The following is a 25,592-nucleotide window of genomic DNA, read 5'->3' on the forward strand; positions in this document are numbered from 1 at the left end:
ACCTATAATCAAATATAGGCATATTGTCGATTAACGATTCATGTTGTTTTGTATGGAGGAGTGGGTAGCATGAGAAGGAAGCAGCTGCATTTATCTTTGACGGTTAAATTGGTATCCTGTGTAGTCATTTGCTTGCTTGTCATTTTTACTGTAATGAATGTGCTGAATATTAATCAACTGGAGTCGCTTGCTGTGACGAAAGGCGAGCAGGAAGCGCAGTTGGCCGGAACTGATTTTGTGATGTCGGTACAGCGTGAGCTTACGGCAACCGAATCCAAATTGGAAAATCTGATGCTTGTCCTAAAGGAAACGCGAAGTGAAAAGCAGCTATCGCGTCAAAAGGTCGTTGAAATGCTGCAAACCATGGTCGAAAATGATCCACGTGTGCTGGCGTATTATACGTTGTGGGAGCCGGATGCTTTTGACCAAGAAGACGAGGCCAATAGTAATTACTCGACATACGATGATAAAACAGGCCGTTTTATTCCTTATGTTTTCCGTAACGGCAGTGGGACGGCAATCAATCCGCTTTCGGATTATACGGTGGAAGGGGCGGGAGACTATTATTTGCTGCCCAAGCAATCAAAAAAAGTAACTTACGTTGATCCTTATTTTTATAATGTAGCCGGTCAGCAGACGCTTATTACATCAATTGTTGTTCCCATATTGGATCAAAGTGGCAGCTTCCTCGGGATAGTCGGAGCAGACTTATCCATTGAGAGCTTCCAGAAGGCGGCAGCCGAATATTCGCCAATGGGCGGTTATGTATCCCTGATTAGTGAAAAAGGCAATTATTTGGCTAATCCGAATGATTCGGCAGCACTGAATGAGGCTTTCGGGGATAATGAAGGGAAGCAGGCGCTTCTGGATGATGTGATGAGCGGTACGCGTTATTCGGGCTACACGGCGGATTCGAATGGCGACGAAGTCATGCGGCTGTTTGAGCCGATAGCGCTGCCGGGAAGCAATCAATTCTGGTATAGCCAGAGCGTTGTTCCTAAAGCAGCGATATTTGAAGATTTTAATGCCAGTCGCACGACATCGCTGGTAATTGCCTGTTCTTCGATGATTTTATTGGGTGTTATTATTTCTCTCCTGATCCGCTTTATGGTTATTCGCAAGCTGAACTTGTTTAATATAGGACTTGAAAAAATGGCCGAGGGCGATCTTACCCAGACGATTGCCATTAAACAGCAGGATGAGCTAGGCCAGATGGCTGCTTCCTTTAATAGGATGACGGAGAAGCTGCGGGGCATGTTCCAGCTCGTAACGAATCTCGGGTTAGCCGTAAGTGAAACGTCGGAGCAGTTGACAGCTAGCGCCGATCAGACGAGCAAAGCGTCGGAGACGATAGCCGAATCGATTCAGACAGTAGCGATGGATGCCGAGACGCAAAATCAGCATGCCGGCGGCACCGCAGAAGCGATGTATGCGATGTCCAGCCATGTTCAGCGCATAGCTGAATCGAGCGATCAAGTAGCCTCCTCAGCGAATGGGGTCGCGCTGCAGACAGCGGATGGTTATCGATTGATGCAGGAAGCCGTCCGTCAAATGGGCCAAATCCAGCATTCGGTGTCGGAGACGGAAGCAGCGATTGAACGGCTTAATGAACGCTCGACCCAAATCGGACAAATGACGGGCCTGATTACAGCAATCAGCGTACAAACGAATCTGCTTGCGCTGAATGCCGGCATTGAGGCTGCGCGGGTAGGCGAGCATGGCCGGGGCTTTGCCATAGTAGCGCAAGAGGTGCGCAAGCTGGCGGAGCAGACGAAGCAGGCAGCGGATCAAGTATCACAGCTTGTGGATGGCATCCGCAGCGATACGGATCATGTGGCGCAAACGATGCAAAGAGGCTCCAAAGAAGTGGCGAGCGGCGCGCAAACGGTAGAGGGAAGTGGCGAGCTGTTCAATGCGATTATGAATGAAATGAGCGCAGTCAGCAGCCAAATTCAAGAGGTTTCAGCGGTGGCTGGCCAAATGAATGCAAGCTCGCAGCAAATGACCGCAAGCGTTGAACAAATGGCGGTTATAGCGGGCGACACGGCATCCAATTCCCATAATGTCGCAGCGGCCTCCGAGGAGCAGCTGGCATCGATGCAGCAAATATCGGCGGCGGCCGAGTCACTGGACCATATGGTTCAGGAGCTGCTGGAAAAATTGTCGCAGTTTAAAATTTAATTTTCTCTAAAAACCGCTATTCGCCTGCTCATTCAGCAGCGTGAATAGCGGTTTTTTTGTTCCTTTTCCTTAAAGTGGAATTTCCGAGAAGCGGGCTTGGTCTAATTTGACATTGCGTTAACATAGCAAAGTATTTCCGTTGATGCTAAAGACCTATAGTGAAGGAAGAAGGAATTACGGAAGGATGATGACCAATGACGACTGCTGAGCTAGCGTATCCGATGGATATGAAGCTGGAAATGGACGAATTAGAAGCCTGGCATCCAGAGCAGCAAGCAGAAAACGTCTTAACTGCGGAGGCTGCCGGTTCGGGAGAGCAGACAGACGCTCCGTCGCATCAGGCTGCTCGGCTTGCCGATTTTATTCGTCAGGCGCCGATTGTGCGGGAGGAGCGGACCTGCAAAGAGACGATAGCGGTCTTCAAGCAGCATCCCGAATCGGAATGTGTGGTCGTTTGCGACGCTGCCGATCGAGTGAAGGGACTCATGATGCGGAATCGTTTTTTTCTAAAGCTGGGCCATCGTTTTAGTGCCGATTTATATTATGAAAAGCCTATAACCGTCATGATGGATGCAACTCCGCTTATTATTGACTACGAAAGTGCCCCGGACCATCTCATTGAGCTGGCGCTTAATCGTCAGGAGAAAGTACTCTATGATTGCGTGCTTGTGACGGATGCAGACAAATTCACTGGGGTCTTGACAGTTGCCGATTTGCTGAAGCTTTCCAAAAGGCTGCAGGAAGAGGCGGAGCTGGCCCAGCGCAGGACGATTCGATCTGCGGAGGAGCGTGTAAAGGAGATCGAATCAGCGATTCAAAGCGTGCGCGGCTCCACGGAGGAAGGCGAGGAGCTTTCGGTCGTGATGGTCGATTTGACGCTGAAGGGGAAAAACGAGCTGGATAACGTAACGAAGGCATTCGCTTCCATCGCATCCAACTCCCAGCTTCAGGAGGAGCGAATGCGTGCCTTGCAGGCGGAAGCTGGCTCGATTAGCAAGGTGTCAGGGCTGATTAAGGAGCTGGCAGAACAAAGCAATTTGCTGGCGATCAATGCTTCGATTGAAGCAGCGCGGGCTGGCGAGCATGGGCGAGGCTTTGCAATCGTGGCTGGCGAAGTGATGAAGCTGGCGAACCAGACGAAAACATCAGCGGGTACGATTACATCGCTTATTCAAACGATTATCCAGGAAATTGAACAAACGGCGCAGCTGGCGAAAAACGGCAGATTGGAGACGGCGTCTAGCGAAGCGCATGTGCATGAGGTAGAAGGCGCATTCAATAGCCTGTTTCAAGCGGCAGCCGAAAATCGCGGCAATGCCGGGCAAATTGGGGCATTGTCCGAGCAGGCTTATTTGCAAGTGCAGCACGTCGCACAGGAAATGAGCAGCCTGCAAAAGAGCACTCTTTCATAAAACGTCTACTTTTAACACTACGTTAACATAAATGCAATATAAGATTTACAAACAGTCTGTAACATATAGAACGGAACAGACTAGTTGCGGCTTGAATCACATACAAACCATAAATAAGGGGAAAACGGGCAATGGAAAGCAATAAGGAGGAGAACGTTTGGAAGCGCTAATTAACATAGACAAGCTGAATCTTTATTACGGGGCGTTCCACGCACTGAAGAACGTATCGCTTACGATTCCGGCTAAGGCGATTACCGCCTTTATCGGGCCTTCCGGCTGTGGCAAATCGACCTTGCTGCGGACGCTTAACCGGATGAATGACATGATTCAAGGAACGAGGATCGAAGGCAGCATTATCATTGACCAGCAAAATATTTATTCTAGCGAGGTAGAGGTAGAAGCACTGCGCCGTAAAATCGGCATGGTGTTCCAGCAGCCGAATCCTTTTCCAAAGTCGATTTATGATAATGTGGCTTATGGTCCGCGCCTGCACGGCATTACAAACAAAAAAGAGCTTGATGAAATTGTAGAAACGAGCTTGAAATCTGCGGTGCTGTGGGGCGAAGTGAAGGATTCTCTGAAGCGCTCGGCACTGGGCTTATCGGGCGGTCAGCAGCAACGGCTTTGTATCGCCAGAGCGATTGCGGTAAATCCGGATATTTTGCTGATGGATGAAGCGACTTCGGCGCTAGATCCGATTTCTACCTTGAAAATCGAAGAGCTGACCCAGGAGCTGAAGGACAAATATACGATTGTAATGGTCACTCACAATATGCATCAGGCGGCTAGGGTGTCCAACCAAACGGTATTTTTCCTGAACGGCGAAGTCGTTGAATATGCGGATACGGAAAAGCTGTTTTCCAATCCGTCGGACCAGCGCACGGAAGATTATATTTCCGGACGCTTTGGCTAATTTCGGCTAATGCCGAATAAGCGGGCTCATGCGTTTTCCATGTAAAGATTGATCATTTGGGAGGAAATTTAAAATGATGACAACACGCAAGGAGTTCGACCTCGGCCTCGAGCAGCTGCATAATTTTGTAATTGAGATGGGGAATTTTGTTGAAAATGCTTTGGTCGAATCCATCGAAGCTCTAAAAGCCGTTGATGTGGCGCGCGCGCAGCAGGTTATTGCTGCTGATCCTTCGCTCAATCAACTGGAGGAGAAAGTAACAGAGCTTGGGGCAAAGCTCATTGCGACGCAGCAGCCGGTAGCGAAGGATTTGCGCCGGATTTTATCTTCCTTCCGCATTGCCAGCGACTTGGAGCGGATGGGCGATCTGGCGGTTGATATTGCCAAGGTCGTATTGCGCATGGAAGGACAGGAGCTGATTAAACCGCTCATCGATCTTCCGCGCATGGCCGAAATTGTACAAATGATGACAACGGAATCTATCCAATCCTTCATTCAAGAAAATGTCGACCTCGCTTACAAAATGGCCAAGGATGACGATCAGGTCGATGCGCTGTACGGGCAAATTACCCGTGAGCTTTACTCGCTAATGATGGAAAACCCCCGCAACATTACGCAATCCTCGCTGCTTAGCTTTGTTGGCCGTTACCTGGAGCGCTTCGGCGACCACGCCACCAACATCGGTGAGAGCGTCGTCTACATTGTGACAGGCACAAGACCAGATTTGAACGTTTAGCCTCATAACTAGTGAAAAAGGTTCCGTCTCCACGCTGCTGTGGAAATGGAGCCTTTTCTTAATTTATAAGCTGATTCTATCCAGCACCTGCTGCATAAAAGCTTGATCCCAGTGCTGGCTGCGCCAGCTGGCGATCATCGGCCACCGGGCTGCCTCACTGTCAAGGGCGGCAAGCTGTAATCCAAGCTCATCTAGCTTAGCCGCTTGCGGCAGTAAGCATTCGGGCAATATAGCAAGGTCACCGCAGGCTGCGGCGGCATTTATAAGCAGCTCCACCGATCCGAAGGACGCATGCGAGGTTAAGGAATACTGGTGCTTGCGGCTCCATTCATGTATACGCTGTGCGACGGAGCTGTCAGCAAGCTCGGCAAACTCATATTTCTCGAGCTGGGAGTCCAATGAAATTTCTTCTGACCAAGCATATAAAGGATGCTGCTGAGGAATCATAACCCGGAGCGGCGAGGCGCCAATCGTCTGATAGCGGAATTCGCCGCCATCAACCTGCTGTTTTCCTTCCCCATACATAATAAAGTCAACCGTTCCCAGATGCAGCTTCTGATAAAGCTCCTCCTCATCATGAACGGCGATGGACATAATAGCGGCATGGCTTTCGGAAAGGGTCCGCAGCTTTCCCATTGCGGTACTGTTTGTGAGGTAAGCGGCGGTACTGGTCGTACAGCCGATTACAAAACGATTTTTCTCTGCCGCATGAATGGCGCCAAGTCTCGACTCCGCCTCGCTATATAATTGGTCGATTTGCGACGCATAATGAAGCAGCAGCTTTCCATTGCGAGTGAGGAGCACTTTCCCCGTTCGCATCTCGAACAGCTTGACGCCCCATTCCTCCTCCATTTTCTTCATATGAAAGCTGACGGTAGGCTGTTTGATTTGCAAGGCATTGGCCACCGCCGTGATCTGTTTATAGCGATCGATGAGGACCATTAACTTCATTTTTAACAAACTCATGAGCTGCCTCCTGAAATCTTTCATTTTATCTATATCATATCCACATTCATAGAAAAAATCTATGAGATTTAATTGATAATTTTACAAACAGAAAACATTAGGTTAATGCCCCCGATCTACAATAGGTCTTGTGAAGCAAACAAGGTATTGAGAGGGGAAAATAAGAAATGAAGAAGTCTTTGATGTTGATTATGGCAATGGTACTGACATTTACACTGGCTGCATGCGGCCAAGCAAACAATGGAGGTACAACAGCTGGCAACACAACAAGCTCAAGCAGCCCATCCACAGAGCCCTCCGCTGAACCGTCAGCAGAAGCATCTGGTTTAACAGGCTCGCTTCTTGCAACTGGATCCTCTGCCCTGCAACCATTGGTTGACCAAGCATCGAAAATGTTTATGGAGAAAAACAGCGGCGTTACGATTCAAGTACAAGGCGGCGGCAGCGGTACAGGCCTGACGCAAGTATCCGAAGGACAAGCAAATATCGGCAACTCCGACGTTTATGCAGAAGAGAAGCTGGATGCAGATAAAGCAAAAGAATTGGTTGACCACCAAGTGGCAGTAGTCGCTATGGCAGCAGTTGTGAACAAGGATGTAAAAGTAGACAACCTGACGAAACAACAGCTGATTGATATTTTCACAGGCAAAGTAACGAACTGGAAAGACCTTGGCGGCGATGATGCAGCAATCGTAATCGTAAACCGTCCAGCAAGCTCCGGTACTCGCGCTACTTTTGAGAAATATGCACTTGGCCAGAAGTCCGAAGATCTTCAAGGCTCGATCCAAGAGGATTCGTCCGGTACGGTTAAGAAAATTATCGGTGAAACACCAGGCGCTATCGGTTACCTTGCTCTTTCTTACCTTGATGATTCCATCAAAACAGTAAGCTATGACGGCGTAGCAGCTAACGTAGAAAACGTAGCCAACGGCACGTATCCAGTATGGGCTTACGAGCACATGTATACAAAAGGCGAGCCTGATGCAGCAGCAAAAGCTTTCCTGGAATACATGATGAGCGAAGAAATCCAAAACGAAAAAGGCTTGGTTGTTGAGCTGGGTTACATCCCAACTAGCCAAATGCAAGTCGTTCGCGATCTTGACGGCAACATCACTAAGAAGTAATAGCTAATCATTCATAGGCCAGCACAAGAGGCGGATTCGCAATCTGCCTCTTTCTGGCTGTATAGAGGAGATTATTATGGCGCAGACGATACCGAAAAAAACGGCGGGCAATGGCCGTACCGCGGGCAATAACCATTTTGTTGAAGAATGGGTCGGTAAAGTATATACAACCTTATGTGTTCTGTTTTTGGTTGCGACGATTATTGCCATGGTGTATTTTGTCGCTTCCCGCGGACTAAGCACCTTTTTTAAAGATCATGTAAACGTATTTGAGCTGTTAGGCGGTTTAAAATGGAGTCCGGAAGGATCTCCCCCATCCTTCGGCGCATTCCCGTTCATCTTCGGCTCCTTCAGCACGTCGCTGCTTGCCGCGCTGCTTGCTGCGCCACTTAGCATTTGCGCATCGATCTTTATGATTGAAATTACGCCGAAATTCGGACGTAAATTTTTGCAGCCGGTTATTGAGCTGCTGGCGGGCATTCCATCCGTTGTATACGGTTTTATCGGTCTTAGCGTCATCGTGCCTTTATTCCGTGATATTTTTCCTGGACAAGGTTTAGGTGTAGCTGCGGGCGCCCTTGTATTGTCCATAATGATTTTGCCAACGATGACGACGGTTGCGACAGATGCTTTAGCATCCTTGCCTGCTGGACTTAAGGAAGGCTCGTACGCACTCGGTGCCACACGCTGGCAAACGATTTATCGCGTCGTTATTCCGACCACGCTTCCCGCGCTCATGACGGGTGTCGTGCTCGGTATTGCCCGGGCATTCGGCGAGGCGCTGGCTGTACAGATGGTTATCGGCAACGCGCCTTTTGTGCCGCGCTCCCTGTTTGAGTCGGCTTCGACGCTGACAAGCGCTATAACGCTCAGCATGGGCAACACTGCTGCCGGCTCAACGCATAACAATGCTTTGTGGTCGCTTGCGATGATTTTGATGCTCATGACATTCGTGTTCGTATTTATCGTACGCTGGCTGGAAGGCAGGTCTAAACTATGAAACCAAAAACAGTAGATAAAATTGCCACAGCCGTCATTATTTGCGTAGCTGCATTCATCGTGCTGCTGCTGATCGGCTTGCTCGGCTTCATTCTTGTGCGCGGGCTAGGCCATATTAGCTTCAGCTTCCTGACCTCGGCTCCTGAATCGTTCAGAGAGGGCGGAGGCATTGGGCCGCAGTTGTTCAACTCCTTGTTCCTGCTCGTGCTTACGATGATCATCACCGTTCCGATTGGGATTGGCGCAGGCATCTATATGAGTGAATATGCGAAGCCGAGCAAGCTGACTGATTTTATCCGGCTTGTCGTTGAGGTACTATCTTCGTTTCCTTCCATTATTGTAGGTTTGTTCGGCTTACTTATGCTTGTCAATTATTTCGGTCTTGGTTTTTCCTTGCTTGCGGGTGCGCTTGCGCTGACCGTATTCAACCTGCCACTCATGGTGCGGATTACGGAGCAGGGCCTCAAAAGCGTGCCAAGAGAGCAGAAGGAAGCGAGTCTGGCGCTGGGCTTGACGAAGTGGAAGACGATTACGTCAACGATGCTGCCCATCGCTTTGCCGATTATTGTATCGGGCACGATTTTGGCTGCAGGCCGCGTATTTGGCGAAGCGGCGGCGCTGCTCTTTACGGCAGGCATGAGCTCGCCTAGACTCGATTTTTCGGATTGGAACCCATTTAGTCCGGTATCTCCGCTTAACCCTTTGCGTCCGGCTGAAACGCTTGCGGTTCATATTTGGAAAATCAATTCTGAGGGGCTAGCTCCCGATGCTGCGGAAATTGCTGCTGGAGCTTCGGCTGTACTGGTCATCACGGTGCTGCTGTTTAATTTGCTCGCACGCTGGCTCGGCCGCTTCATGTACCGCAAGTTTACCGCTACGAAATAGGAGGATGGCAGCATATGGCTGAAAATGGCATATCCGTACGCGATTTAAGCGTTTATTATGGCAGCAATAAGGCTGTTAAAAATGTATCGATCGATTTTGAAAATAAACAGGTTACAGCGCTCATCGGGCCGTCCGGCTGCGGGAAATCGACGTTTTTGCGGACGCTGAACCGGATGAACGATTTGATTCCGAATGCCAAAATGACCGGTGAGATTTGGATTGGCGATGAGGATATCAACAATCCGAAAACCGATGTGGTGCTGCTGCGCAGACGCATCGGCATGGTATGGCAGCGGCCGAACCCTTTTCACAAGTCGATTTATGAAAATATTGCTTTTGGCCCGCGTTACCATGGCATCAAAAATAAAAGTGAGCTCGATGAGCTGGTGGAGGAATCGCTCCGCAAAGCGGCGCTTTGGGAAGAGACGAAGGACCGCTTGCATACGTCCGCGCTTAGGTTGTCTGGCGGACAGCAGCAGCGGCTGTGTATTGCCCGCTCCATTGCGGTCAAGCCGGACATTATTTTGATGGATGAGCCTGCTTCGGCGCTCGATCCTATTTCGACCTCGAAGGTAGAGGAACTGATCACGGAGCTGAAGCAGGACTACTGCATCGTAATTGTCACGCACAATATGCATCAAGCGGCGCGGATTTCGGCCAAAACGGCGTTTTTCCTGTCCGGCGAGCTGGTGGAATTCGAAAATACAGAGAAAATGTTTACGAATCCCAGCAAAAAAGAAACGAGCGACTATATTTCCGGTCGTTTCGGGTGATCCCCTTGCGCGCATGCTTCCCGCATAGCCATAAGGAAACCCTGTATGCCCCAGCAACAACTTCTGCCTGCTAAGCAAGCCGGTATGGAGTTGTTTTTTTATATGCTAAAAAGTAGGTATAGCACTCAAGCCTGCTTGCGGCAGCTAGGGCAAAAGTCTTGTGCTTTACAGATAGTTTACATGAATATGTTACTCTGCTCACATTTGGCTGGTAATGTAGAAGCAGAACAACCAAGACTAAAGGGAGACCTGGCATGGACGAGATGGCAATTGGTCTGATCCATATAGAACTGCTCCAAGTGATGAGAGAAAGCTGGCGGCTTGGGGGGATTGGCGTCATATATATACGGCTTACGGAGGAACGAGCCTTGCCCGAATCATGGCTGCGGACATGGGAGCGGAGGCTGAAGCCGTTCAACCTGATCTGGAAGCGCAGCTTTGGACATGAGTATTATTTAATGCTCGGCTGCAACGGCTCGAAGCTTGGAGCTGAGCAGGCGATGAATGACAGCGCAGCAGAGCTGTATACACTCGCAAGCCGGGAGCAGTCAGTTATTATAGGTCATGTAATCGCATATCCGCCTGCGGGGCAGAGCCATGAAGCGGCTGAGCAAGCCGCATGGAAAGCGCTTAGGGAAGCTTGGCGGCGAGCGGAAATGAGCAGCATGCGGGTTTCAAGCAAGCAGGCAGTGGAAGCGGCCAAGAGCCCGGGTCCAGATAGGCAGCTGGAAACAACGGCGGCATTGGCGCTTGAAGAAAGGCAAAGTCGGCAGGAGATAGCGGTTGCGCTTGAACCGGAAGAAGCGGCGATCGCTTATTATGCGGCCCCAGGCATGAGCATTGGCGAGCAGGCAGCGCCGTTTCCCGTCTTTTCAGCGCAGGCGCGCGTGACGGAAGTTGCCGATTTTTTCAATATGAACGGCAAGGAGCAATGCGTGATTCTGCAGGAGGAGGGACGCCCCGTCGGCCTGCTGATGAAGCAAAAGCTGCATGAGCTGTTAGCTGGGAAATATGGGCTGCCGCTTTATTCCACTCGTCCTGTTGAGAAAATTATGAATGCATCGCCATTAATCGTGGATGCGGACATGCCGATTGAGCATGTATCTCAGCTGGCGATGGCGCGGGATATTTCCCATTTGTATGATGTCGTTATTATTACGGCGCGAGGCCAGCTGCTTGGCGCAACGACGGTTCGCGATATTTTGGAGCGCATTACGACACTGCGGATGGAGGCGGCAAGATCGGCCAACCCGCTGACGGGTCTGCCCGGCAATGAGGGCATCCAGCTGGAGCTGGCTCGCAGAAGCAGTGGCGACAAGCCGTTCGCCGTTATTTATGCGGACTTGGATTATTTCAAATGGTTTAATGATTGCTTTGGGTTTAGCCAAGGCGATGCGCTCATTCGTTTTTTGGCGGATACGCTAGTTGGCATCAAGGAAGAATATGGGCTGGCAAGCGACTTTATCGGGCATATTGGCGGTGATGATTTCATTATGGTGATGGAAGCCTCTTATGCTGAAAAAATTTGCAGCAGGTTGATTGAACGTTTTGACGGCGGGGTAAAAAGGTATTACGGTGGAGTGGAGGTCAGCATGGTGGAGGATCGTCACGGCAACACGGTGGAGCAGGAGGGGGTTACTTTGTCCCTATCTTTAATGCTTGCTTCCGGCGGGACGGCGCCAAGCCACATATCTACTTTAACAGCGAAGCTCAAGAAGCGTGCCAAGATGCAGAAAGGCAGTGTGTATGTCATGGAAGATATGACCTCCTGCACACAAGAACGCAATGCTACAGAGGGGATCGAAGTGAGACGTGGGACATCATCAAGCGATAGTGCAGCGAAGCAACCTTATAGTGGATGAAAAGCCGGAAAATATTGGCGTTATCTATTTATCCTGGCACAGTAAACAGTCTGCAGGAACCTTTGAGCAGCTGCCCCCCTCATTTATGAAGAGATGGAAGCTATACATAGAGTTAATGATTTATGCGAACCCGGAGACAGCTGTCCATGTACGGGACAAGTTTTGGATGGGCGAAGATTTGTATATTGTAATGGCTTTGCCGGATTTGCAGCAGCAGGAGCTGCAGGGAAATTTGCTGCAAGCCGCAGGCAAATGGCAGGAGGAAGCCGAGCGGGGGTTCAGTGGCGCCGAGCTTGGAGCCATGCCGGATATGCGTCTGCATGCAGGCGTAGGTTTGGTAGAGCGCGGCGATACCGGAAGCCCAGTCTCCCGCCTGTATGAAGCTTCTAAGCGAGCGCTATTATATGGGCAGCAGAAGGAAGCTTTAACACGCGCCATGCGGCTTCAATATTTGAACGGCCTAATTCGCGGCAAGCTGCTCATTCCGGTCTATCAGCCGATTATGTCGCTACAGGAAATCGGCAGCGAGCGGGCAGCATTCGGATATGAGGCACTCACCCGATTTCCTAAAAATAAATGGTTTTCCAGTCCGCTCGACTTGTTTGCCTTCGCAGAAGAGTCGGGAGAGGTTGCACGGCTGGATCAGACGGCGCGCGAGCAGGCAGTGGAGGGCATCACCGGCCTTCAGCCGCATCAGAAGCTGTTTCTAAATATGACGGCGCAATTGCTAAATGAAGGAAGCTTTTACCCCGACAGGCTCGCCAAAATGATGGAGCAGCGAGGCTTGTCGCCCCATCATATCGTCTTTGAAATTACGGAGCGTTCGGCTATTCAGGATTATGGCTCCGTGCTTGCTACACTTGCGCAGTATCGCCGTCAAGGCTTTCAAATCGCAATCGACGATGTAGGCGCAGGATATTCGTCGCTGCAGGCTATTATTGAGCTGAAGCCGGATTATATAAAAGTAGACCGCTCCCTCATTATGGGCATTCATGAGCACGAGATGAAGGAGCATATTGTGCATACGCTTGTCCAGCTGGCCGACAAAATGGCGATTGGCATTATCGCCGAAGGCATTGAGCATCAAGAGGAGCTGGACAAAGTAAAGGCAATGGGCGTGCATTATGCCCAAGGCTATTTGCTAGGGCGCCCGGGCGAGATTGCCGGTCTGGTCCAGCGGCGATAGCCGGGATGAGAAAAGCTGTTTCTGAGCGATCCATATGGAGCTTGGAGAGAGCTTTTTTTCGCGAAATGGGCCATGTATGAAGTGGACGGCAGCCTTGCTAATGCTAGCTGCGGAAGCGGGTTTTCAGGAATGTTGGCTGCCCAGCGCGAGAAGGAAGCAAAGGCATTTGCAGTTATGGTATGATAACCATTAGAACCGATAAATGAGGTGTCAATAATGGATAAATGGATGTTGTTAGATGGCAATAGTATTGCGTACCGGGCATTTTTTGCAATGCCTCCGCTTACGAATTCGGCTGGTTTACATACGAATGCGATATATGGCTTTACAACGATGCTGCTTAAGCTGCTGGAAGACGAGAAGCCGACGCATGTGCTCGTTGCATTTGATGCAGGGAAGGCAACCTTTCGCCATGAAGGATATGCAGAATATAAAGGCGGACGGGAAAAAACGCCACCGGAGCTGTCGGAACAGTTTCCGGTGCTCAAGGAGCTGCTGCAGGCTTTTCAAATTGCGCAGTTTGAGCTGAACGGGTTTGAAGCGGACGATATTATTGGCACGCTCACCCGGCTTGCGGACGAGCAGAAGGTCGAGACGCTTGTCGTCACGGGAGACAAGGATATGCTCCAGCTCGTATCGGAGCATGTGACCGTAGCGCTGACGCGCAAAGGGGTGAGCGAGCAGGAGCGATATTCTCCGGCTGAAATTAAGGAGAAATACGGACTGACGCCGAATCAAATCATTGATTTAAAAGGGCTGATGGGCGATGCCTCCGACAATATTCCGGGCATTCCGGGTGTTGGCGAGAAAACAGCGCTCAAGATGCTGCATGAATTCGGCACGGTTGAAGAAGTGCTGGCGAATACAGCGAGCTTGAAGGGCAAGATGAAGGAAAAGGTCGAGCAGCATAAAGAGGATGCGGTGATGAGCAAGAAGCTCGCGACGATTCACCGCGAGGTGCCGCTTGCGCCTGAGCAGGAGCCGGAGGCGATTCGCTACAGCGGCTTTAATGGGCCCGCGCTTGCGGATGTGCTGCGCCGGCTGGAATTCCGATCCGTTCAGGAACGGCTCGGACTGAGCGGCGAAGGAAGCGGTTCAGCAGGCGAAGCGGCCGAGCTGAACCTGATTGCGATAGAGTCGGCTGCGGATGCGCCGAAGCTCGATGAGCTGATGAAGGCGCTTGAAGCAGATGACAGCGGCTTCGGTCTATATGTGGAAGCGATAGGCGAAAATCCGCATCAGGCTGAGCTGGTCGGGCTGGCGCTGGCAAACGCCGAAGCGGCATATGCGCTGCCTTTCGCCGCGCTGAAGGAAGCTTTCGCAGAGCCGCTGCGGAGCTGGCTCGCTGATCCTAGCAAGAAGAAGGTCGGCTTTGATACGCATAAAGTGGAGCTGGCTTTGAAGTGGGCGGGCATCACGCTGAGCGGCGTGAGCTTTGATGTCCAGTTGGCTGCTTATGTGATTGATCCGACGGAATCGAGCCTTTTGCTCTCCGGCATTACCCATCGCTACGAACAGCCAGCTGTGCCTAGCGATGAGTCGGTATACGGCAAAGGAGCGAAGCTTAAAGTACCAGCTGCGGCCGTGCTGTATCAGCATCTGGCAACGAAAGCCGATGCGGTGCGCAGAGTGGCGCCTTTGCAGCGCGACGAGCTGAAGGAAACAGGCATGCTCAGCTTGTATGAAGAGCTGGAGCTGCCGCTCTCCGTTATATTGGCGGGGATGGAGCATCAGGGCATCAGCGTCGAGAAGGCGGAGCTGGAGATGCTTGGCAGCGAATTGGAGCGTCAGCTTACGACGCTGGTGACGGAAATTTACAAGCAGGCGGGTATGGAATTTAATTTGAATTCGCCGAAGCAATTGGGCGAGGTGCTGTTCGAGAAGCTGGGCTTGCCCGCGAGGAAAAAGACGAAAACGGGCTACTCGACAGATGCCGAGGTACTCGAGGAGCTGGCGCCATACAGTGAAATTGTTCCGCTGATTTTGCATTACCGGACGCTGGCGAAGCTGCAATCCACCTATGTGGAAGGGCTGCTCAAGGAGATTCGCGAGCAGACAGGCAAAATCCATACGTATTTCCGCCAGACGATAGCGGCAACAGGCCGTCTGAGCAGCCAATTCCCGAATTTGCAAAACATTCCGATCCGTCTGGAAGAGGGCCGCAAAATCCGCAAAGCATTCGTTCCGTCCGAGCCTGGCTGGACCATTCTCGCAGCAGACTATTCGCAAATTGAGCTGCGCGTGCTCGCCCATATTTCCGGCGATGAGAATATGAAGGAAGCGTTCATTCAGGACATGGACATTCATACAAAAACGGCGATGGACGTATTTGGCGTAACCGAGGATCAGGTGGATTCCAATATGCGCCGCTCGGCGAAGGCGGTCAATTTCGGCATTGTGTATGGCATCAGCGACTTTGGGCTGTCCAACAACCTGAACATTACGCGAAATGAAGCCGGTCGGTTTATTGAGCAATATCTCGGCGTCTTCAAAGGCGTGAAGTCGTTTATGGATCGGATTAAAGTCGAGGCGGCGAAGCAAGGCTATGTGACGACTTTGCTCGATCGCAGGCGGTATTTGCCGGATATTAATCATTCGAATTTCAATAAACGCTCTTTCGCAGAGCGCACCGCAATGAATTCGCCGATCCAAGGCACAGCAGCGGACATTATTAAGCTGGCGATGGTGCATATGAATAAGAAGCTGCACGAGCTGAAGCTCAAAAGCCGCATGCTGCTCCAAGTACACGATGAATTGGTATTTGAGGTGCCAGAGGATGAGCTGGAACAGATGAAGAAACTTCTTCCTGAAGTGATGGAATCCGCCATCAAGCTCGATGTTCCGCTTAAGGCGGACGTCAGTTTTGGAGCGAACTGGTATGAAGCGAAATAACCCGCTGGGAGCGGAAATCAGGTATAATAGACGTTGAGGTGAGATGCAATGCCGGAACTTCCAGAGGTAGAAACGGTTAGACGAACATTAATTGAGCTTGTTGCAGGAAAAAAGATTAAATCGGTTACGGTGCGGCTGCCCCGCATTATTCAGCGTCCGGCTGTGCCGGAGCAATTTGAGGATGCGCTCGTCGGCATGACAATCGAGACGGTCGAGCGGCGCGGAAAGTTTTTGCGTATCGTCATGGACGGGCTTGTGCTCGTATCGCATTTGCGCATGGAAGGCCGCTATGGATTATTTCAAAGCGATGAGCCCATCGAGCTTCATACGCATGTCCTGTTCCATTTTGAGGATGGAACGGATTTAAGATATAAAGATGTCAGGCAGTTTGGCACGATGCACTTGTTCACGCCGGGCACGGAGTTTGAGCTGCCGCCGCTGAATAAGCTGGGCCTCGAGCCGCTTGAGCCTGCATTTACTCGCGATGTGTTGCATGCCAAGCTGGCAAGGCGCTCTACGAAAATCAAGCCGCTGCTGCTCAATCAGGAATATGTGGTCGGGTTGGGCAATATTTATGTAGATGAGGCACTGTTTCAAGCGGGTATCCATCCTGAGCGGAGCGCCAGCTCGCTTACTGCCGGAGAATGGGATAAGCTGCATGCAGCAATCTGTTCGACGCTTGGCAAAGCGGTGGAAGCGGGCGGCTCATCGATCAAATCCTATGTAAATGGGCAAGGCGAGATGGGCATGTTCCAGCATCAGCTGCTCGTTTATGGCCGAAAGGACGAGCCGTGCCCGGTTTGCGGAGTAGCCATTGAAAAGTTTGTTGTTGGAGGCAGAGGCACGCATATTTGCCCTAGCTGCCAGAAGGCGCCGGAGCAAGCAGGCGAGCAAAGCGCCGGCTAATCGCGATAACTAAAGCCAAGCCCTCCATGATGTAGTCATTCACCCTAGGCATGCATCTGCATATGCTGTTGTGAAGAACAATAGGCAGATGCCCTGTAGGGTGAAATCGGGGCACCTGCGTATGCAGGGAGTGACGAGGGTTGGCTTTGCATCTGGTTTCGTTGATCGTGCTCGCTTTTGCTGTGAGCGTGGACGGCTTCGGTGTTGGCATTACGTATGGTTTGCGCCGCATTCGCATCCCGTTGCTGTCCGTGCTGATTATCGCGTGCTGTTCAGGCCTGATCATTTTATTGTCTATGAAGCTAGGCAGCGTTATCGCCAATTATTTGTCGCCAGGCTCGGCAAGCTTGATTGGCGCCATCGTGCTGATGGGTATTGGCTGTTGGGCGCTGCTTCAGCTGCGGCGAAATCGCCATGAAAGCAAGAAGGTGGATGTGGAAAATGCGTCTGCCGCTTCTGGTGCTAGCGGCCCGGTTTCAGAGGATCGTTCCGATCTGGCGGCAGTAGAAACAAACGCTGCGGAGGCAAGCCATCCGGTGCTCGTTGTGATTGTTGAGCTGAAACGCATTGGGCTTGTCATTCAGATTTTACGGACACCGCAGGCTGCTGACGTTGATAAGTCGGGCACGATTTCCGCCTCCGAGGCGATTATGCTCGGCGTAGCGCTATCGCTCGATGCTTTCGGCGCAGGAATCGGGGCCGCGATGATTGGTTTGCCTGCTTTGCTGACAGCGATTGTGATTGCTGCGGCTAGCGCCCTATTTTTGCTAGGGGGCATCAGCTTCGGCTTTCGCTTCTCGCATTGGAAGGGCATGCAGGCGCTGGCGGTACTGCCAGGCATTTTGCTTATTATGATTGGAATATCAAAGCTGCTGTAAAGATGAGGTGGAAGGGCATGAGGATCGGATTAACCGGCGGCATTGCTACTGGAAAAAGCACCGTTGCCCACCTATTAGTGGAGCTTGGAGCGCTGCTGGTGGATGCCGATCAGGTAGCAAGGGAAGTTGTTTTGCCAGGGGAGCCCGCTCTAGCGGCGGTCGCCTCTGCGTTTGGACAAGCTGTGTTACATAAAGACGGTACACTTGATCGGGCAGCGCTCGGCCAAATCGTATTTAATAATAAAGCGCAGCTGGGGCAGCTTGAGGCGATTTTGCATCCGGCTATTCGGTCTACGATGCAGCAGCGAATGGCTGACTATGAACGGCAGCATCCAGGCAAGCTGGTCGTTGCTGATATTCCGCTGCTGTATGAGACGGAGCAGGACCATTTATATGAAGGCGTGCTTGTTGTGTATGTGCCAGAGCATATCCAGTTGGAGCGCCTGATGGCGCGCAACAACGTAGATGAGCAGGAAGCAAGGCGGCGCATGGGGCTGCAACTGAGCATGGAAGAGAAGAAGCGCAGAGCTAATTGGGTCATCGACAACAGTGGAACGCTGACGCAGACGAGGGAGCAGGTTCAGGCGTTTTGGCAGAGCATGGGTCATACATGCTGAGGGCCAAGAGAAGAAAGGTCGCTCGTAGAAGGCTGTTTTTGCTATTATTTATTATCATAGTTGTCATTATTGTCGCTCAGCCCGCATGGATGCTCAAGAAGCTCTATCCTATTGATTATAAGGCCGATATTCGGGCAAGTGCCATTAGCTATCAGGTTGATCCCCATCTGGTGGCGGCCATTATTAAAGCGGAGACGAATTTCCAGACGGGCAAAGTTTCGAAGAAAGGTGCGCTCGGACTGATGCAAATTATGCCGACCACCGCCAAATGGATTGTCGAGAAGGCAGGCTTCGAGCAGGTGACAGAGGAGACGCTGCGCAATCGTGCTGATGTGAGCATCGAGCTGGGGGTATGGTATCTGGCTTCGCTGCACAAACAATTTGATGAAAATAATATCGTTGTCATTGCTGCCTACAATGCAGGACCAGGTAAAGTCCGGCAATGGCTCGATTCGGGGGAATGGGACGGCACGTTCGAAGAAGCCGCTAAAATTCCATATAAAGAAACACGCGATTATGTACAAAAGGTTGTGAAGTATTATAATAAGTACAAAGACTTGTACCCGGAACTTGAGCCGTAAACAGGAAGAAGCTTTGGCTGCTCGTCACTTCAGGACTTAAGCAGCCAAAGCTGTCTGTTATTACAAGAGCTATTTATTAATGGGAGCCCCCTGCAAGGGATTGCTCAGCGATTTGTACCAGACGGCGGGTAATGTACCCTCCGATGGAACCAGCGTCCTTTGTAGCCATGTTACCGTAGTAACCGTCTTGTGGAATCGCGATTCCAAGCTCTTGAGCAACCTCGAATTTCATTTGGTCGAGTGCTGCTGTCGCTTGTGGTACAACCAGTTGGTTGCTGCTGCGGTTTGCGCTCATGTGTGTTCACCTCCTCGCGGTTGGTAAAAGTATTATGTGCGAAAATCCGAACTTCATTACAGGGATTGTTTGGTAATTTTTAGGGATAGCTTAGAAGGGAGGAAAAGAGAATGAAGTGTCCATATTGCGACTACTCCGGAACGAAGGTGCTGGACTCGCGTCCCGCTAACGAGAACAAGTCCATTCGCCGCCGCCGGGAATGTGAGAAATGCAAAAGCCGCTTCACGACGTTCGAGATGATTGAGGAAACGCCGCTCGTTGTCATCAAGAAGGATGGCAGCCGTGAAGAGTTCAGCCGTGATAAAATTTTGCGTGGTTTAATCCGTGCTTGCGAGAAGCGCCCCGTGCCCGCTGAAAGGCTGGAGGTTGTCGTTTCTGAGGTAGAGAAGGAGCTGCGCACAACTGCACACGCCGAGGTGGAGAGCCGTGTCATTGGCGAACTGGTGATGGGACAGCTGTATCCAGTAGATGAAGTAGCTTATGTCCGTTTTGCTTCTGTTTATCGGCAGTTCAAGGACATTGATATGTTCATGAAGGAGCTTAGCAGTCTGCTGTCGAAGGACAGCTCACCCAATGGAATGAAGGATTAAATCTAATGCTGCTTCCGAAGCAGCGGTATGAATAGATTGGAGAAAACAGCGCCGCTCCAGGCGTTGTTTTTTTGTTTTTTTGCGTTAGAACGCCTTAAACAATAGTGAGTTGAATATTAAAACAGTTAAGTGTATAATTATTCATTGTTGAAAGGGAGGTTTTTTTATATGTCATTCAAAATTAGGCTGGCGGAAAAGAAGGATATCGGCAGCTTGACCGAATTAATGCACGACTATATCGTAGGCTTCTATCAAAATCCTTGGCCGGGCACACCAGAAATTCATCAATTAATTGAGCAGCTGCTGGAAAAGCAGGGCGGTATCCAGTTTGTCGTAGAGAAGGAGCAGCAGCTGATTGGCTTTGCTACTTTATATTTTACGATTAGTACAATGAAGACAGCGCGGATTACGCTAATGAATGACTTTTTTCTGCTGGAGCCGTATCGGGATACGGAAGTGGAGGAAGCGCTATTTTTGACATGCAGAACGTACACACAGGAGCAAGGCTTTGCTCATATGTTCTGGATAACAGCTCCGCAAAATAAGCGGGCCCAACAATTTTTCGCTAAAATGGATGCGGTTCAAGGCAGCTGGGTGAACTATACAATTGTCTAGAAAGCCTGATAAACCGCAATAGTATCCTTCAAGTAACTACACCACTTTCAAGTGCGTACTTCCTCAAATGTCGGAAAGGGGCTAGACTAAAACCTGTAGCAAGGTTAACAATTTCCAACATTTGATGAAGGAGTGTGCGTATACATGGAATTGCAATTGGCGCTTGATTTGGTGAACATTGAGGAAGCAAAGGTTTTGGTCAAAGAGGTTGAGTCGTTTATCGACATCGTTGAAATCGGAACACCTATCGTTATCAACGAGGGTCTGCATGCGGTAAAAGCGATTAAAGAAGCTTTCCCTAACCTCAAAGTGCTGGCCGATCTGAAAATTATGGACGCTGGCGGCTATGAAGTGATGAAGGCTTCCGAAGCGGGTGCGGACATTATTACCGTTCTTGGTGTTTCCGACGACTCCACCATTAGGGGCGCGGTTGAAGAAGCTCGCAAGCAGGGCAACAAAATTATGGTCGATATGATTAATGTGAAAAATATTGAAGCCCGTGCAGCAGAAATTGATGCGCTTGGGGTAGACTATATTTGTGTCCATTCCGGCTATGATCACCAGGCAGAAGGCAAAAACTCCTTCGAAGAGCTGGCAGCGATCAAGCGTGTTGTAAAACAAGCTAAAACCGCAATCGCAGGCGGCATCAAAATCGATACGCTGCAAGAGGTTATTTCGGCAAAGCCTGATCTGGTTATCGTAGGCGGCGGAATTACGGGTGTTGAAAATAAATCCGCAACTGCATCGCAAATGCAGCAGTGGATCAAACAGGCCTAAAGCTGATGCGTATTAGTCAGCTTGCAGGAGAAATCGTACAGGAGCTGGAGCGGCTGACGCAGCTCATTCCGGATGAAGCCGCAGGCGAGCTGGCTGATGCGATTATGCGCGCGCCGCGTGTTTTCGTCTCAGGCGCTGGACGCTCAGGCCTGATGGGCAAAGCTTTTGCAATGCGGCTCGTGCATATGGGCTTTGACGCTTATGTGGCTGGCGAGACGGTGACGCGTGCACTCGGCAAAGACGATGTACTTGTGTTGGGTTCGGGCTCAGGCGGGACGAGCAGCCTCATTGCGATGGCACAAAAGGCGGAGGCGCTCGGCGGCAAGCTGGCTGTCATTACGACGAATCCAGAGTCGGCGCTTGGACGTGCGGCGCATATCGTCGTAACGCTGCAAGCTGCGGCGAAGGAAGAGCAGGATGGGGCCAAGCAGACCGTGCAGCCGATGGCTTCTCTTTTTGAACAAGGCCTTCTAATTTTCTATGATGCGGTTATTCTTAGCTTGATGGAGAAGAAAGGGCTTAGCGGCAACACCATGTACAGCAATCACGCGAATCTGGAGTAGCAGGTGGCGCGCAGCATAGCTGGAAGCTGCTTCATCATGTATACTGGGAAGGAGGGGGAATGGATATGGCTCAGGAATTAAAGGAACGTATTAATTTACGTGAAATCAACTGCGAGAAGGAGCTTACGCTGGCCGTCATTGGGGGCAAGTGGAAGCTGATCATATTGTGGCATCTTGGTCTTGAAGGAACGAAACGTTTCAGTGAGCTGAAGAAAATGATTCCCCATATCACCCAGAAAATGCTGACGAATCAGCTCCGCGAGCTGGAGGAGGATTTGCTGGTTGAGCGCAAAGTGTATGCGGAGGTTCCGCCGCGAGTGGAATATACGTTAACGGCTTACGGCGAAAGCCTGATGCCTGTGCTGCGCATGATGTACGATTGGGGCAAAAACTACGGCGAGGAAGTCGTATGGAAATAGCGGCAATAGCAGCTTGATAGCTAAGGAAGGCTGGGGTGAGGGGCAGAGGATGCTTCTGGCTTCGGCCTTTTTTTTGATTTGAAATCGGAACCTATAATTGGTGAAGTTGTTCATGGCTGTGTTTCCTATTAAAATAAAATGATATCGAGCATTTATATTTGAATATAAGGAGAGGCTGATGGTTGACTACACATGTGGATGAGCAGTTTGAAGATCTAAGCCCGGAAGAGCAACAGGTTCTTGAAGAGGAGAGCGATAAGCTGGTTGAGCCGAACGTCTATTTGGATATGTTGGAGCAAGGTAATTTGTTGTACGGTGCGATGAATTTTCGCTTCTATAATGTAGGGGGAACAGCTAGCGAGCGCGAGGAATGGTTAATGGATACACTAGGGCTTGCAGCAATCGGCATTCCGGATGTGCAGTGCCACTTTTATGATTTAGACCCTAACGAGGTAGCCCAAAATTTTGGGAATATCGCCTATTATTTATTTGAAAATGGGGATGTTATCAACGATGGAGAGACGGTCGGCGGAACCGAGGACATACGCTGGCGCTGTGAGCATCAATATGCTCTTGCCGCACCACGACGCGTCGTCCTCGACCTTGATCCGGGAGAGCCTTATTATGCCGGTATGCAAGGGGGAAGCAACGACAGAAAAGACTGATGCAGCAGCTTGTACAAGACGCCAGCCGTTAAGGCTGGCGTCTTTGCGTTTAATCCATTTTCAATATGATGAGCCTGTCATGCTTAATAACGGCTGCCAAAGGTGCTGCCGACAGGAGCAAGCTCATTCAAGCTGGATAGCTCTTCAGATGTTAAGCGGATGGATAATGCCTCTACATTTTGCTGCAAATATTTCACACGCTTTGTGCCCGGAATCGGAACGATATCGTTTCCTTGCGCGGTTACCCACGCCAGTGCGATTTGGGCGGGAGTCACTCCTTTTTGCTGGGCGAGCAGCTGTATCCCTTGGACGATCTTCCTATTTTGTTCGAATGCCTCTTCAGAAAACCGGGGATTATACATGCGCCAGTCGTCTTGTGCCAGTTGGCTTCGACTTGAGAGAGTGCCAGTCAAAAATCCTCTTCCAAGCGGGCTGTAGGGGACAAAACCGACCCCTAATTCTCTGCAAGCATTCAAAATACCCAGTTCAGGCTCTCTGGACCATAAGGAATATTCCGTTTGAACGGCTGTAATGGGAAAGACAGCGTGAGCATCGGCCAATTGTTGAGAGGTTACTTCTGACAGGCCCAAATAGCGGACTTTTCCTTCTTTCACAAGCTCAGCCATGGCTCCAACCGTCTCTGTAATCGGAACATTAGGATCTGCTCTATGCAAGTAATACAGATCGATGTAGTCCGTGCCCAAGCGATGCAAACTAGCCTCACAGGCTTGCTTCACATACTGCGGCGTTCCATTGTAGCCTAGATGCTGCGTTTTATTGCGTAAAGAGCCAAATTTCGTTGCGATCTGCACAGCTTGACGATGCGTCCTTAACCCTTTGCCAACCAGCTTTTCATTTGCACCGATGCCGTCCTCGTCATAACCGTAAATATCCGCCGTATCAAAAAACGTAATGCCTAACTCCAGAGCGTGACTTAGCGTGCTTAAAGACTCTGACTCATCCGTTGCCCCATAAAATTCGGACATTCCCATACATCCTAATCCCAAACGGGATACTTGCAGTCCTTGACTACCCAATGCCAAAGCTTCCATGGTGTTCAAGCCTCCTTTTTATTTCTACATTTCTTGAAGATAACAATAGCACGTGAAAAGCTAAAAAGTAAACTAAATAATCTAAAAAAGTTCAATTAGTACACATTGTTCAAATTTTTGTGGGATTGGGTTATAATTCGAGGTATGAAGAATTAGGAGGCTTTACCCCATGGATACGAAATCCCCTTCATTGGAGAAGAGAAATAAAACGATCCAAAAGCTAATTATAAAGATTATACCCGTGCTGCAAAAAAACGGATTTTCCTCGCTGAAGATGGATGATGCAGCTAAATATATGGATATTAGCAAGGCGACCATGTATAAATATTTTGCTTCCAAGGATGAGATCATTGAAGCGGTTGTAGGTCGCTACGTGGCATATATTTCGGACATGGTGCAGGACTGGACCTTGACCGATCATTTGTCCTATGCCAAATCCTTTGATAAAGTGTTTCAGCAGTCTTTGCTGATGGCGGTATACTTGTCCGATATTTTCTTGCAGGAGTTAAGCAGCCTGTATCCACACTTATATGACAGGCTTTCAAATGAGGTTGAGCTGCGCAATGAACAGGTGAGGGAGTTTTTTGACAGGGGGATGGAAAATGATGTGTTTCAGCGTCTGAATTCCGTTATTCTCCTTATTCAAATGGACACGATGCTTAGGAAAATGATTGATCCCAAGCTGCTGATGCTCCATCATTTATCGCTGAAGCAGGCATTATCCGATTATTACAAAGTGATGAGACACCAAATCATAAAATCTGAATTCGTAAACTTAGAAAATAGTTCGGAGATGGATTTGTTTTTGAATCAGATGGTTCAAAAGCTGTCGAGGCAATAGGGGAGTGGCGCTCCGTGCGCGTGGAATAAACCCCGGGGGTTCGCTCCAAGGCATTCCATATAAAAGAAATGCCACCAACGTTGTATGATGACGTTGGTGGCGTTTCTTTTATATGCAGTCTAGGGAGGGGATATGCCTCTTCAATGTCTCTTCTAATTCGAAGCGGGACTTGTTATGATTCAGTGCGTTCTTCCCCTCGTAAAAAGCCAGCCGCCTGCCACGAAAGTGAGGAAAAGAATAAGATTAAATCCAACGCCCGCCAATAACGAGCCATTGAATAATAGGGCTTTGAAAAAAGAGACGACATGAACGCGCAGCGATGGAATCGACGTTCCAACCGGGATCGCCGCAGCGATCAGAGCCCATAGCAGCCAGCCGGTAAAGCGGTAGTAACCGGAGATCAGCATACTTAGCAGCGCCATCGCCATCAAATAAAAAACGGTTTGGTAGAGAAAAGAACCTGCCAAGCCAAAATCATCCCAATGAAATGCTTCTATAAGACCAACCGTGCTCTCGTGATCCTGGAGCACATTTACTTCAACATGAGTCCACAAAGAATTAAGCAAAGCGAGCACTGCTGCCCAGACAGCAAAGACGAATTGAAGTCCCCAAAAATATTGCTTTCGGCTTGCTCCTAATTGTACGATGCGTTTGTAATAACTGAGTGGCAGCACGATAGCCAAAAGAAGCAAAATGAGAATCAGCATGTTGCCAGCCGAAAGGATAGTACCTCCACTATTGTTAACAAGAAGGTTAACAATAAACTCCGCCAGTCTGCCAAGCACAGTTAAAATAATGATAAACCAGATGTAAATCCTCATTTGCAAATAGGTTGCCTTTAGATGAACGGTCAATGCCCCCACT

Annotated in this window: 26 protein-coding genes; 22 read left to right on the forward strand and 4 right to left on the reverse strand. The window is 50.0% G+C overall.

The features are described 5' to 3' along the window. Positions 1-69 precede the first annotated feature (69 nt). From AC50Y5_RS01420 to phoU, 4 genes are all read left to right on the forward strand, one after another. Positions 70-2,181 (forward strand): methyl-accepting chemotaxis protein, encoded by a 2,112-nt coding sequence (locus AC50Y5_RS01420; RefSeq protein WP_494857966.1) that lies wholly within the window; start codon positions 70-72, stop codon positions 2,179-2,181. Between the two features lie 194 nt (positions 2,182-2,375). Beyond that, the gene (locus tag AC50Y5_RS01425; protein WP_494857968.1) at positions 2,376-3,593 is read left to right on the forward strand and encodes a methyl-accepting chemotaxis protein; all 1,218 of its coding nucleotides are present in this window, start codon (positions 2,376-2,378) and stop codon (positions 3,591-3,593) included. Between the two features lie 157 nt (positions 3,594-3,750). Next, the gene (pstB, locus tag AC50Y5_RS01430) at positions 3,751-4,506 is read left to right on the forward strand and encodes a phosphate ABC transporter ATP-binding protein PstB (protein WP_056030213.1); all 756 of its coding nucleotides are present in this window, start codon (positions 3,751-3,753) and stop codon (positions 4,504-4,506) included. A gap of 76 nt (positions 4,507-4,582) precedes the next feature. Then, positions 4,583-5,242, forward strand: a complete 660-nt coding sequence (gene phoU / locus AC50Y5_RS01435; RefSeq protein WP_056032815.1) for a phosphate signaling complex protein PhoU — start codon at positions 4,583-4,585, stop codon at positions 5,240-5,242. Between the two features lie 63 nt (positions 5,243-5,305). Here phoU and AC50Y5_RS01440 read toward each other — a convergent pair whose 3' ends face one another. Next, entirely contained in the window at positions 5,306-6,208 is a 903-nt protein-coding gene (locus AC50Y5_RS01440) for a LysR family transcriptional regulator (RefSeq protein WP_056030210.1), read from the reverse strand. Positions 6,209-6,375: 167 nt separating this feature from the next. On the opposite strand from AC50Y5_RS01440, the gene AC50Y5_RS01445 reads away from it, so the two are divergent. The 11 genes from AC50Y5_RS01445 (at position 6,376) to AC50Y5_RS01495 (ending at position 18,911) form a co-directional block, all read left to right on the forward strand. Further along, positions 6,376-7,332 carry a phosphate ABC transporter substrate-binding protein gene (locus AC50Y5_RS01445; RefSeq protein WP_056030206.1) on the forward strand — a complete coding sequence of 319 codons (957 nt, stop codon included), beginning with the start codon at positions 6,376-6,378 and terminating at the stop codon, positions 7,330-7,332. 76 nt (positions 7,333-7,408) lie between these two features. Then, positions 7,409-8,332 (forward strand): phosphate ABC transporter permease subunit PstC, encoded by a 924-nt coding sequence (gene pstC, locus AC50Y5_RS01450; RefSeq protein ID WP_056030203.1) that lies wholly within the window; start codon positions 7,409-7,411, stop codon positions 8,330-8,332. Continuing rightward, positions 8,329-9,216 (forward strand): phosphate ABC transporter permease PstA, encoded by an 888-nt coding sequence (gene pstA / locus AC50Y5_RS01455; protein WP_056030200.1) that lies wholly within the window; start codon positions 8,329-8,331, stop codon positions 9,214-9,216. The genes pstC and pstA overlap by 4 nt, the downstream gene beginning before the upstream one ends. Positions 9,217-9,230: 14 nt before the next feature. After that, complete coding sequence (gene pstB, locus AC50Y5_RS01460; protein ID WP_056030197.1) at positions 9,231-9,989, forward strand: phosphate ABC transporter ATP-binding protein PstB; 759 nt, start codon at positions 9,231-9,233, stop codon at positions 9,987-9,989. 254 nt (positions 9,990-10,243) lie between these two features. Further along, on the forward strand, positions 10,244-11,851 hold the full coding sequence (locus tag AC50Y5_RS01465) for a GGDEF domain-containing protein (protein WP_494857971.1): 1,608 nt from the start codon (positions 10,244-10,246) through the stop codon (positions 11,849-11,851). Continuing rightward, complete coding sequence (locus tag AC50Y5_RS01470; protein WP_494857973.1) at positions 11,802-13,037, forward strand: EAL domain-containing protein; 1,236 nt, start codon at positions 11,802-11,804, stop codon at positions 13,035-13,037. Before AC50Y5_RS01465 ends, AC50Y5_RS01470 begins: the two co-directional genes overlap by 50 nt. Positions 13,038-13,253: 216 nt before the next feature. Next, a complete protein-coding gene (gene polA / locus AC50Y5_RS01475; protein WP_056030185.1) occupies positions 13,254-15,929 on the forward strand; it encodes a DNA polymerase I in 2,676 nt (891 codons plus the stop codon). Positions 15,930-15,977: 48 nt separating this feature from the next. Further along, the gene (gene mutM, locus AC50Y5_RS01480; RefSeq protein WP_056030182.1) at positions 15,978-16,835 is read left to right on the forward strand and encodes a DNA-formamidopyrimidine glycosylase; all 858 of its coding nucleotides are present in this window, start codon (positions 15,978-15,980) and stop codon (positions 16,833-16,835) included. A 140-nt stretch (positions 16,836-16,975) separates the two neighbouring features. Further along, positions 16,976-17,713: an MntP/YtaF family protein gene (locus tag AC50Y5_RS01485; RefSeq protein ID WP_056030179.1), complete on the forward strand. Its 738-nt coding sequence runs from the start codon at positions 16,976-16,978 to the stop codon at positions 17,711-17,713. Positions 17,714-17,730: 17 nt separating this feature from the next. Further along, complete coding sequence (gene coaE, locus AC50Y5_RS01490) at positions 17,731-18,330, forward strand: dephospho-CoA kinase (protein ID WP_056030176.1); 600 nt, start codon at positions 17,731-17,733, stop codon at positions 18,328-18,330. 38 nt (positions 18,331-18,368) lie between these two features. Next, positions 18,369-18,911: a lytic transglycosylase domain-containing protein gene (locus AC50Y5_RS01495; RefSeq protein WP_331458039.1), complete on the forward strand. Its 543-nt coding sequence runs from the start codon at positions 18,369-18,371 to the stop codon at positions 18,909-18,911. Positions 18,912-18,987: 76 nt separating this feature from the next. On the opposite strand, the gene AC50Y5_RS01500 is transcribed toward AC50Y5_RS01495, so the two are convergent. Next, the gene (locus tag AC50Y5_RS01500; RefSeq protein WP_046230244.1) at positions 18,988-19,206 is read right to left on the reverse strand and encodes an alpha/beta-type small acid-soluble spore protein; all 219 of its coding nucleotides are present in this window, start codon (positions 19,204-19,206) and stop codon (positions 18,988-18,990) included. 110 nt (positions 19,207-19,316) lie between these two features. Between AC50Y5_RS01500 and nrdR the strand changes: the two genes are divergently transcribed. The 6 genes from nrdR (at position 19,317) to AC50Y5_RS01530 (ending at position 22,835) form a co-directional block, all read left to right on the forward strand. After that, a complete protein-coding gene (nrdR, locus tag AC50Y5_RS01505) occupies positions 19,317-19,796 on the forward strand; it encodes a transcriptional regulator NrdR (RefSeq protein WP_046230243.1) in 480 nt (159 codons plus the stop codon). A gap of 168 nt (positions 19,797-19,964) precedes the next feature. Further along, positions 19,965-20,411, forward strand: a complete 447-nt coding sequence (locus tag AC50Y5_RS01510; RefSeq protein ID WP_056030170.1) for a GNAT family N-acetyltransferase — start codon at positions 19,965-19,967, stop codon at positions 20,409-20,411. 144 nt (positions 20,412-20,555) lie between these two features. Beyond that, positions 20,556-21,188, forward strand: coding sequence for a 3-hexulose-6-phosphate synthase (hxlA, locus tag AC50Y5_RS01515; RefSeq protein ID WP_056030167.1), 633 nt, complete (start codon positions 20,556-20,558; stop codon positions 21,186-21,188). 5 nt (positions 21,189-21,193) lie between these two features. After that, positions 21,194-21,751 carry a 6-phospho-3-hexuloisomerase gene (gene hxlB / locus AC50Y5_RS01520; RefSeq protein WP_056030164.1) on the forward strand — a complete coding sequence of 186 codons (558 nt, stop codon included), beginning with the start codon at positions 21,194-21,196 and terminating at the stop codon, positions 21,749-21,751. 65 nt (positions 21,752-21,816) lie between these two features. Further along, positions 21,817-22,170 (forward strand): winged helix-turn-helix transcriptional regulator, encoded by a 354-nt coding sequence (locus AC50Y5_RS01525; RefSeq protein WP_046230239.1) that lies wholly within the window; start codon positions 21,817-21,819, stop codon positions 22,168-22,170. A 182-nt stretch (positions 22,171-22,352) separates the two neighbouring features. After that, a complete protein-coding gene (locus AC50Y5_RS01530) occupies positions 22,353-22,835 on the forward strand; it encodes a DUF4261 domain-containing protein (protein WP_494857977.1) in 483 nt (160 codons plus the stop codon). A gap of 83 nt (positions 22,836-22,918) precedes the next feature. Here the strand turns inward: AC50Y5_RS01530 and AC50Y5_RS01535 are convergent, their stop codons facing one another. Then, on the reverse strand, positions 22,919-23,887 hold the full coding sequence (locus tag AC50Y5_RS01535) for an aldo/keto reductase (RefSeq protein ID WP_056030160.1): 969 nt from the start codon (positions 23,885-23,887) through the stop codon (positions 22,919-22,921). A 169-nt stretch (positions 23,888-24,056) separates the two neighbouring features. Between AC50Y5_RS01535 and AC50Y5_RS01540 the strand changes: the two genes are divergently transcribed. Continuing rightward, a complete protein-coding gene (locus AC50Y5_RS01540; protein WP_494857979.1) occupies positions 24,057-24,728 on the forward strand; it encodes a TetR/AcrR family transcriptional regulator in 672 nt (223 codons plus the stop codon). Between the two features lie 179 nt (positions 24,729-24,907). Here the strand turns inward: AC50Y5_RS01540 and AC50Y5_RS01545 are convergent, their stop codons facing one another. Then, the gene (locus tag AC50Y5_RS01545) at positions 24,908-25,591 is read right to left on the reverse strand and encodes a hypothetical protein (RefSeq protein ID WP_056030154.1); all 684 of its coding nucleotides are present in this window, start codon (positions 25,589-25,591) and stop codon (positions 24,908-24,910) included. Position 25,592 lies beyond the last annotated feature (1 nt).

The organism is Paenibacillus sp. JT22N7, from assembly GCF_059383875.1.